Below are 8,554 nucleotides of genomic sequence, written 5' to 3'. Positions count from 1 at the left end.
GCCCTCGGTCTCCGGCGGATCGCCGCGCAGGGCCACGAGATGGCGGATGCCGGCGTCCCAGTAGGTCCGGGCGATGGCGTCGATCTCCTCGCGCGTCGCGCCCACGCAGGTGAAGTGGGCGGCGGCGGGGATGCCCGTCTCCTTCTGGATGCGCGTCACCGTGTTGTGCGTGCGCTCGCGCGTCGAGCCGCCGGCCCCGTAGGTCACCGAGACGAAGGAGGGGCTGAGCGGGGCAAGGCGCTGGATCGCCTGCCACAGGCTCTGTTCCATCTTCTCCGTCTTGGGCGGGAAGAATTCGAAGCTGACCGACGGGATGCCGGACGTCATGACTGGGCTCCGCTGATGGAGAGGATGGAGGGGTCGGCCGGGGATGCGCCCTTCGCGGCGCGCACCGCCGGCCAGATGGATACGGTAAGCGGTTCGCCCGGCAGATGCACCACGGCACCGCACTCCAGGCCGCATTGGCGGCACCAGGCGGCAACCTCGGCATCGGAGAAGCCCAGGCGGCGGTGCGCGTGTTCCGCCCGCAGGGTCTCCAGGACGTGGGGGGCGAAATCGACCAGCAGCAGCAGGCCGCCGGGCCGCAGCACGCGTGCCGCCTCGGCCAGAAGATCGACCGGCGACTCCGCGAAATGCAGCACCTGATGGACAACCGCCGCGTCGAAGGAGCCGGAGGGGAAAGGAAGCTGGTACATGTCCGCCTGCCGGACATGGCAATGACGAAGCGCCGTGTCCTCCAGCTTGGTGCGGGCGATGGACAGCATCTCGCGCGACTGGTCCACGCCCACGGCGCGCCGGGCGCGCGGCCCCAGCACCTCCAGCATGCGGCCCGTGCCGGTGCCGATGTCCAGGAGATCGCCGATCCCGTCGGCGGGGATCAGGCGCAGCAGCGCCTCCTCCACTTCGCGTTCCGGGACGTGGAGAGAGCGGATTTCATGCCAGCGGGCGGCGTTCTCGCGGAAGTAGCTGGCCGCCGCCTCGGAACGGGCGCGCTTGATCGCCTCCAGCCGCTCCAGATCCAGCGTCATGGTCGGGTCGTCGGACGGGATCGCGTCCACCAGCACCCGCGCCAGCTCCGCCGAGGCGCCGCGCTCCGTCAGCCGGTAGAAGGCGAAGGTGCCCTCACGGAAACGGTCGAGAAGACCGGCGTCGCACAGCAGCTTCAGATGGCGGGACACCCGCGGTTGGCTCTGGCCCAGGATCTGGGTCAGCTCGGTCACGGTCAGCTCGCCATGAGCGCACAGCGCCAGCAGCCGAAGCCGCGTGGTTTCCGCCGCCGCCTTCAATGTCGCAAGCAGTTCGTCCATGACCGCCGGCACCGTCCCGAAACGCCCCGAAGGGTTGGCTGGCCACCGCGGCCCGCCATGCGGGATACAGATATAAAGATATCTTTATGCAGCGTAAACACGTTTTCACCGGTTACCCTTCCAATCGGGCGGCACCGGCTGACAGGACGCCCGGTCGGCACGCGAAGGGCGCGGCAATCCTACCACATAGGGCGGTATCCGTATGGTGACCTCGCGTGGCACGCTGGTCAAAAGGCGGCGCCTGTGTTAGGCACGAAACAAAGGGATCGCACGGATTTTCCGGGCGATGTCCTGTCCGGCAGCGTCCGTTGCCGCCCGGCGAGGGGTCGAACCCTTCGGACGTGGCGCGACGGGGCCGTGGAATCGGATGCCCCGCCCAAAGTCGTGTCCCCAGAAAGAGCCGTCGCCGATGAAGCTGGCCAACCTCTCCCGCTCCCTTCTTCGCTCGGCCGCCGTGGCCGTCGTCGCCCTCGGCATGGCGGGCTGCGCAACCGCGCCCGGCAGCAGCGAAGCCGACGTCACGGTCAGCGATCCGCTGGAGATTCCCAACCGATTCGTCTTCGCCGTCAACGAGACCGCGGACATCCTGCTGATCCGCCCGGCGACGGAGGTGTATGTGGGCGTCGTCCCCGACCCGCTGCGCCAGGCGGTGCACAACTTCGTCCAGAACCTGCTCGGCCCGCTCTACATCGCCAACAACCTGCTGCAGGGCGATTTCGAGGGTGCGCAGGTCGCCACCGGGCGGTTCATGACCAACACCATCCTCGGCATCGGCGGCCTCGCCGACGTGGCGACGGAGGCCGGGATCGGCGACCGCCCGGAGGATTTCGGCCAGACGCTGGGCGTCTGGGGCATCGGCCCCGGCCCCTACGTGGTGCTGCCGTTCCTCGGCCCGTCGAACGTCCGCGACACGCTGGGCTACGGCGTCGACACGCTGGCCGACCCGTTCCGCATCGGCACCAACGCCGCCGGGGCGGACAACGCGATGTACGGGCGGACCGCCGCCGCGGGTCTGGACCGCCGCTCGCAGCTCCTGCGCGAGATCGACGACCTGCGCAGGAACTCGCTGGACTTCTACGCGACGGCCCGCAGCCTCTATGCGCAGCAGCGTCGCGCCGCGATCGCCAACGACATCGCGCCGGCGACGCCGGAGTTCCCCGATTTCGACGAACCCGCCAAGAAATAAGGAGGGGGCCTGCCGCGGTGCGACCGTCCGCGCTCGATCCTTTCGCCGATTGAGTGTTGACAAAGCCTCCGCGGCAGCCACTTTTGCCTTGCCATGCTGACACGTCGCCTGTTTCTCGTGTGCGCGGCCCTGCTCGCGGTGAGCAGCTGGGCCGCCCGTCCCGCCGCCGCTCAATCGGCTGATCCGGGCGCGACCGCGTTCATCCAATCGCTGGGGAACGAGGCCGTCGCCACCTTCTCGAACAAGAGCCTGTCGCGCGAGCAGGCGGTGCAGCGCTTCCGCGGACTGCTCTATCAGGGCTTCGACGTGGCCTACATCGGGCGCTGGGTGCTGGGCCGCTACTGGAATTCCGCCACGCCGCAGCAGCACGACGAATACCAGAAGCTGTTCGAACGGCTGATCGTCAACACCTACGCCGACCGCTTCGTCGAGTATTCGGGCGAAACTTTCCGCATCACCGGGTCGCGCGTCGAGGGCGAAGCGGACACCATGGTCACCACCCAGATCGTCCGCCCCAACGGCCCGCCGGTGAATGTGGACTGGCGTGTGCGCAAGCGTGACACCGCCTACAAGATCATCGACGTGGTGGTCGAGGGCGTCAGCATGGGCGTGACCCAGCGCCAGGAATTCGCCTCCGTCATCGGCCAGAACGGCGGCCGGGTCGAAGGGCTGCTCCAGGCGCTGCGCCAGAAGGTCGGCAGCGCCGGCTGATCCTTCGCTCCGCGCGTCCCGGAAAGACCGGACCAATTCAGGGGCTGCCTTCGGGCGGCCCTTTTCATGCCTGCTTTTCATGCCTCCTTTTCATGGCCTCTTTTTCATGATGGTCCAAACGGCGATTCCGTGACGAACACCGCCGGAAGGGGTATGGTCGCGCCCGAAGCCTCTCTTGTGTGTTGCAGCAGCGGGCGCCCCATCCGATGGCCGACCGGACTCCGAACGAGATCGACGAGATCAAGGCGATCATCCTCGCCCACCAGACGTGGCTGACGCGCCGCGGCGGGCGACGGGCGGACCTCAGTTTCCGCGATCTTTCGAATCTCAACTTCGACCGGGTGAACCTGAACGGGGCGAAGCTGGCCGGGGCCAATCTGGTCGGCGCCCGCCTCGTCCGGGCCGACCTCTCGCAGGCCGACCTGTTCGGCGCCGACATGGAAGGGGCAAACCTGACCGCCTCGACGCTGATCGGGGCGGATCTGCGCGGCGCCAACCTGCACCGGGCCATCCTGACCGACGCCAACCTGCGCGGCGCCGATTTCCGCGCCGGGTCGCTGATGAACGGAACGGGCGACAAGCCGCGCAGCGACGGCGTCACCCGCCTGACCGAGGCGAAGATGGAGCGCTCCATCCTGGCCGGAGCGAACTTCACCGGCTGCGACCTCAGCGGCGCCGACCTGAACGACGCCGATCTGACGGGCGCCGACATGACCGCGGCCGTTCTGGTCGGCGCGGATTTCTGGGGCGCCACCCTGGACGGTGTGACCTTCGACGGCACGACGATCGACGAGGCGACGCTCGACCGCAACTACCTGCCCGCCTCCCTTCCCGAAAACGCCATCGTCAAGCCGGCCTACAAGCCGATGCCGTCGGGCGCCTTCCTGGAGGCCGTCGCCGAGCATGAGCGGTGGGTGAACAGCCAGGGGGCGGAGGGCCGCCATCTCGACCTCGACCTCGTTTCGGTGATCGGGGCCGACCTGACCGGCCGCGTGCTCGCCGCCGCACGGCTGCGCCGCTGCCGCCTGATGGGTGTGCGGCTGCGCAAAGCCAGCCTGGAGATGGCCGATTTCTCCTACACCGAGATGATCGGGGCCGACCTGACGGAGGCCTGCCTGAACGGCACCAACCTGCGCCGCGCCGGGCTGTCCCGCGCCGTCCTGGCGCGCGCCGACGCCCGGCCGGCCCGCCTGTCCGGCGACCGCCCCTGGCCGGCCAACTTCGACGGCGCCAACCTGACCGGCGCCGACCTGCGCGACGCCCGGATGGAGAACGCGGTGCTGCGCTCGGCCAAACTGGGCGGGGCGAAGCTCGATGGCACGGGAATCACGGTGACCGTGGACACCGCGCCGCCGCCGCAACCGGCACCGATGGAGCGGCGGGCGCAGAAGCGCTACGCCCAGCCCTGTCTGGTCGTCCAGACCGACCGCGGCGCCCACTCCTCCCGAAACTGGTCGATCGGCGGAATCTGCCTCTACGCGCCGGACGATCTGTTCGAGGAGGGCGAGACGATCGAGGGCCGCCTGTCCATCACCGGGCGGGACGACATCTTGGCCACCGCGCGGATGGTCGTGGTGCACAAGGGCGTGGGGAAGGGCCAGGTATCCGTGCGCTTCCACCAGTATGGCGACGATCTCAAGCAGCTCTTGAAGACCGCCTTCCTGGAGCATCAGAAGCTGGAAGGGTGACCGAAGGACGCCCCCTCCCCCAGGGTGGGAGAGGGGGATCGCCGGAACCGCTTAGGAACGGACCAGCGGCTTGTACTTGATGCGGTGCGGGTTCACCGCATCCTCGCCCAGACGGCGCTTCTTGTCGGCCTCGTAGGCTTCGAAGTTGCCCTCGAACCACTCCACATGGCTGTCGCCCTCGAAGGCCAGGATGTGGGTGGCGAGGCGGTCGAGGAACCAGCGGTCGTGGCTGATGACCACGGCGCAGCCGGCGAAACTCTCCAACGCCTCTTCCAGGGCGCGCAGCGTGTCGACGTCCAGATCGTTGGTCGGTTCGTCGAGCAGCAGCACGTTGGCGCCGGACTTCAGCATCTTGGCGAGATGGACGCGGTTGCGCTCACCGCCGGAGAGCTGGCCGACCTTCTTCTGCTGGTCCGGACCGCGGAAGTTGAAGGACGAGACGTAGGCGCGGCTCGGCATCGACTTCTTGCCGAGGTCAATGACGTCCAGCCCGTCGGAGATCTCCTCCCACACGGTCTTGTTCGGGTTCAGCGAATCACGGCTCTGGTCGACATAGCCCAGCTTCACCGTCTCGCCAACGCGGAAGGTGCCGGCGTCCGGCCCGTCCTGCTCGGTGATCATGCGGAACAGGGTGGTCTTGCCGGCGCCGTTCGGGCCGATCACGCCGACGATGCCGCCCGGCGGCAGGCGGAAGGACAGGCCATCGATCAGCAGGCGGTCGCCGAAGCCCTTGTTGATGCTCTCGGCCTCGATGACGACGTTGCCCAGGCGCGGCGGCGTCGGAATGACGATGCGGGCCTCGCCCGTCGCTTCCTTGCCGCTCTCGGCCAGCAAGGTCTCGTAGGCGGAGATGCGGGCCTTGCTCTTGGCCTGACGGGCGCGCGGGGACTGCCGGATCCATTCAAGCTCGGTGGCGAGCTGCTTCTGGCGGGCCTCCTCGGCGCGGCCTTCCTGCTCCAGGCGCTTCTGCTTCTGCTCCAGCCAGGAGGAGTAGTTGCCCTCCCACGGAATGCCCGACCCACGGTCGAGTTCGAGGATCCAGCCGGTCACGTTGTCGAGGAAGTAGCGGTCGTGGGTGACCAGGACGACGGTGCCCTTGTAATCCTCAAGGTGCTTCTGCAGCCACGCCACGGACTCGGCGTCCAGATGGTTGGTCGGCTCGTCGAGCAGAAGCAGGTCGGGCTTCTCCAGGAGCAGCTTGCACAGCGCGACGCGGCGACGCTCGCCGCCGGACAGCTTGGTCACGTCAGAATCGCCCGGCGGGCAGCGCAGCGCGTCCATGGCGATCTCGACCGTGCGGTCGATGTCCCAGGCGTCGGCGGCGTCGATCTTTTCCTGAAGCTCGGCCTGCTCGGCCATCAGCGCGTCGAAGTCGGCGTCCGGGTCGCCCATCGCCTCGGACACGGCGTTGAAGCGGTCCAGCAGGCCCTTGGTCTCGGCCAGGGCCTCCAGGACGTTCTCCTGCACCGTCTTCGTCGGGTCGAGCTGCGGCTCCTGCGACAGGTAGCCGACCTTGGCGCCCTGCGCGGCCCAGGCCTCGCCCGAATAATCCTTGTCCAGGCCGGCCATGATCTTCATCAGGGTCGACTTACCGGCGCCGTTGACGCCGAGGACGCCGATCTTCACGCCGGGCAGGAAGGACAGCCAGATGTTGTCCAGAACCTTCTTGCCGCCGGGGTAGACCTTGGACAGGCCCTTCATCACATAGACATATTGATAGGACGCCATGCGCCGCTCCGACCCTTCTGCACAAAAAGGAAAAATCCAGGACGCCACACGCGGCGCCACTTCGCTCGCCCAGGGTTTTAGCGCATAAGGACGCGGCATGAAACGGCGAAGGAGCGAGGCCCGGTGGTCGAGATTTATGTGGATGCCGATGCCTGCCCGGTAAAGGCCGAAATTTACCGGGTGGCCGGGCGCAATGGAATCAAGGTGTGGATCGTCAGCAACGGCCCGCTCCGCCTGCCCAACGAATGCCTGTCGGAACTGGTCGTCGTCGGGTCGGAGTTCGACGCCGCCGACAACTGGATCGCCGAGCACGCGACCGAAAACGACGTGGTGGTCACCGCCGACATCCAGCTGGCCGACCGCTGCGTCAAGAGGCATGCCGTGGTGATCGGCCCGACCGGCCGCCCCTTCACCGAGGACAGCATAGGCTCGGCCATCGCCACCCGCGCGCTGATGCAGGATCTGCGCGACATGGGCGTCGTCAGCGGCGGCAACAAGCCGATGAGCCAGCAGGACAAGTCGAAGTTCCTGCAAACGCTCGATCAGGCGGTGCAGGCGCTGAAGGCCGGGCGGCGGCCGAAATGGCGCTGAGCATTTACTCCGGCAACGCGCCCGCCTGACCGGCGGCGAAGGCGCGCGCCTGCCCGTGCGTGGCGATCCCCCGCTTGTCCAGCCGCGTCAGCAAGCTCGCGGCCAACTCCGCCTCGACCAGGGCGGGGGCGAAGGGGCCCATGCGGCGGTCGGTGGCGATGCCGAAGGCGGCGGCCAGTTCCTCCAGCGAGGCTCCCTCCAGCGCCGGATCGAGCGCCGCGGCGAGCCGGGCAAGGTCGAGCGCCGGCGGCGCCTCCGGCACCGGCAGGCCGGCATCGCGGCAGGCGCGGGCCAGCGTGCCGAGCGCGACGTCCACACCGACGCCGATCACCGCACAGCCGCGCAGAGCCTCGGCGATCACCGGCCAAGCCGCCGCGAAGGGGCGCGCGCCCTCCACCATCGCCGACGTCACGCCATGGACCGCGGCGCCCTCCGCCGGGATCGGCGCGGCGGGATCGACGAACAGCTCCAGCGACAGGCTGCGGAAGACGCGCGGCCCGACCATCCGCACCGTGCCCACCGCGACGACCGGTCCATCCTCCGCCCGCCCGGTGGCGGTGGCCACCCACAGGCTGACCATCGGCAGGGCGAGCAGCGGGTCCTCGTCGCCGAGATGGACGGGACGGCCGTTCGGGCGCAGGAGCCGCCGCTCGCCGGACAGCAGCGGTTGGGCCTCTCCCGCCTTCGCCGGGAAGACCAGGGCGATCCCCGACTGGAGCCCCAGATCCTTGACGCGCACCGGCACCTCGCCCCCCTGGGCCCGGCGCAGCAAGGCGGAGACCATGCGGCCGTCCTCGCGCGCCCGCTCGATGGCGCGGAACAGTTCGGGGCGCGACAGGTGGTCGTAGATGTCCGCCCCCGCCTCCAGCCCCAGATGGGCGGAAGCCGCGGGGTTCAGCGTGTCGATCCGCCCGAAATCGTCGAGCACCACCACCGGCTCCTCCAACGCGGCGATCACGCCGGCCAGCCGCTCCCCCGGGCGATGCTCGCCGTGGCGGCCATGGCGGAGCGCCTCCGCCGCTGCCCGGGCGAGGTCGCCGGCCTCGTCCTCCTTCGCATCGGCGGCGAGGGAAGCGGCGCCGCGCCCGCGCCACGCCGACAGGGTTTCGCGCAGCCGGCCCAGATCGCGGAAATGACGGTTCAGCCGGGCGAAGGCCATCCACAGCGCCAGCACGCCGAGCCCGACCGCCCCCATGTCCAGCAAGGAGCGCTCGGGATCGGCGACGGCCAGCCGCCCGATCTCCACCCCCAGGAAGGCGAGCGCCATGCCCGCCACCGCAAAGCCCAGCACCGCCGAACGCCACGCCCCGCCCCGCATCGGGCCGCCTCCACACACTGTACGA

8 protein-coding genes are annotated in these 8,554 nt (G+C 69.1%); 4 read left to right on the top strand and 4 right to left on the bottom strand.

The annotated features are described in order from the left end of the window. Together GBZ26_RS23805 and GBZ26_RS23800 are read right to left on the bottom strand one after the other, a co-directional pair. Window positions 1-327, bottom strand: a 327-nt coding sequence (locus GBZ26_RS23805; protein WP_174440978.1) for a methylenetetrahydrofolate reductase, incomplete at its 3' end; no start/stop codon positions are given. Beyond that, window positions 324-1,307 carry an ArsR/SmtB family transcription factor gene (locus tag GBZ26_RS23800; protein ID WP_174440977.1) on the bottom strand — a complete coding sequence of 328 codons (984 nt, stop codon included), beginning with the start codon at window positions 1,305-1,307 and terminating at the stop codon, window positions 324-326. The genes GBZ26_RS23805 and GBZ26_RS23800, both read right to left, overlap by 4 nt. 409 nt (window positions 1,308-1,716) lie before the next feature. Between GBZ26_RS23800 and GBZ26_RS23795 the strand changes: the two genes are divergently transcribed. The 3 genes from GBZ26_RS23795 to GBZ26_RS23785 all read left to right on the top strand — a co-directional run bounded on the left by GBZ26_RS23795 (window position 1,717) and on the right by GBZ26_RS23785 (window position 4,892). Then, window positions 1,717-2,493: an MlaA family lipoprotein gene (locus GBZ26_RS23795; RefSeq protein WP_174440976.1), complete on the top strand. Its 777-nt coding sequence runs from the start codon at window positions 1,717-1,719 to the stop codon at window positions 2,491-2,493. A 93-nt stretch (window positions 2,494-2,586) separates the two neighbouring features. After that, window positions 2,587-3,204 (top strand): MlaC/ttg2D family ABC transporter substrate-binding protein, encoded by a 618-nt coding sequence (locus GBZ26_RS23790; protein WP_014240616.1) that lies wholly within the window; start codon window positions 2,587-2,589, stop codon window positions 3,202-3,204. 206 nt (window positions 3,205-3,410) lie between these two features. Then, complete coding sequence (locus GBZ26_RS23785; RefSeq protein ID WP_174440975.1) at window positions 3,411-4,892, top strand: pentapeptide repeat-containing protein; 1,482 nt, start codon at window positions 3,411-3,413, stop codon at window positions 4,890-4,892. Between the two features lie 51 nt (window positions 4,893-4,943). Here GBZ26_RS23785 and ettA read toward each other — a convergent pair whose 3' ends face one another. Next, the gene (gene ettA / locus GBZ26_RS23780; protein WP_119509319.1) at window positions 4,944-6,620 is read right to left on the bottom strand and encodes an energy-dependent translational throttle protein EttA; all 1,677 of its coding nucleotides are present in this window, start codon (window positions 6,618-6,620) and stop codon (window positions 4,944-4,946) included. Between the two features lie 123 nt (window positions 6,621-6,743). Between ettA and GBZ26_RS23775 the strand changes: the two genes are divergently transcribed. Continuing rightward, window positions 6,744-7,211, top strand: a complete 468-nt coding sequence (locus tag GBZ26_RS23775) for a YaiI/YqxD family protein (RefSeq protein ID WP_174440974.1) — start codon at window positions 6,744-6,746, stop codon at window positions 7,209-7,211. A gap of 4 nt (window positions 7,212-7,215) precedes the next feature. Here the strand turns inward: GBZ26_RS23775 and GBZ26_RS23770 are convergent. Then, window positions 7,216-8,554, bottom strand: a 1,339-nt coding sequence (locus tag GBZ26_RS23770) for an exonuclease domain-containing protein (protein WP_345772064.1), incomplete at its 5' end; no start/stop codon positions are given.

The organism is Azospirillum formosense, from assembly GCF_013340925.1.
Taxonomy (GTDB): Bacteria; Pseudomonadota; Alphaproteobacteria; order Azospirillales; family Azospirillaceae; genus Azospirillum; species Azospirillum formosense.
Note: the sequence above shows the minus strand (reverse complement) of the source record. Positions and strands in the feature narration are given on the sequence as shown.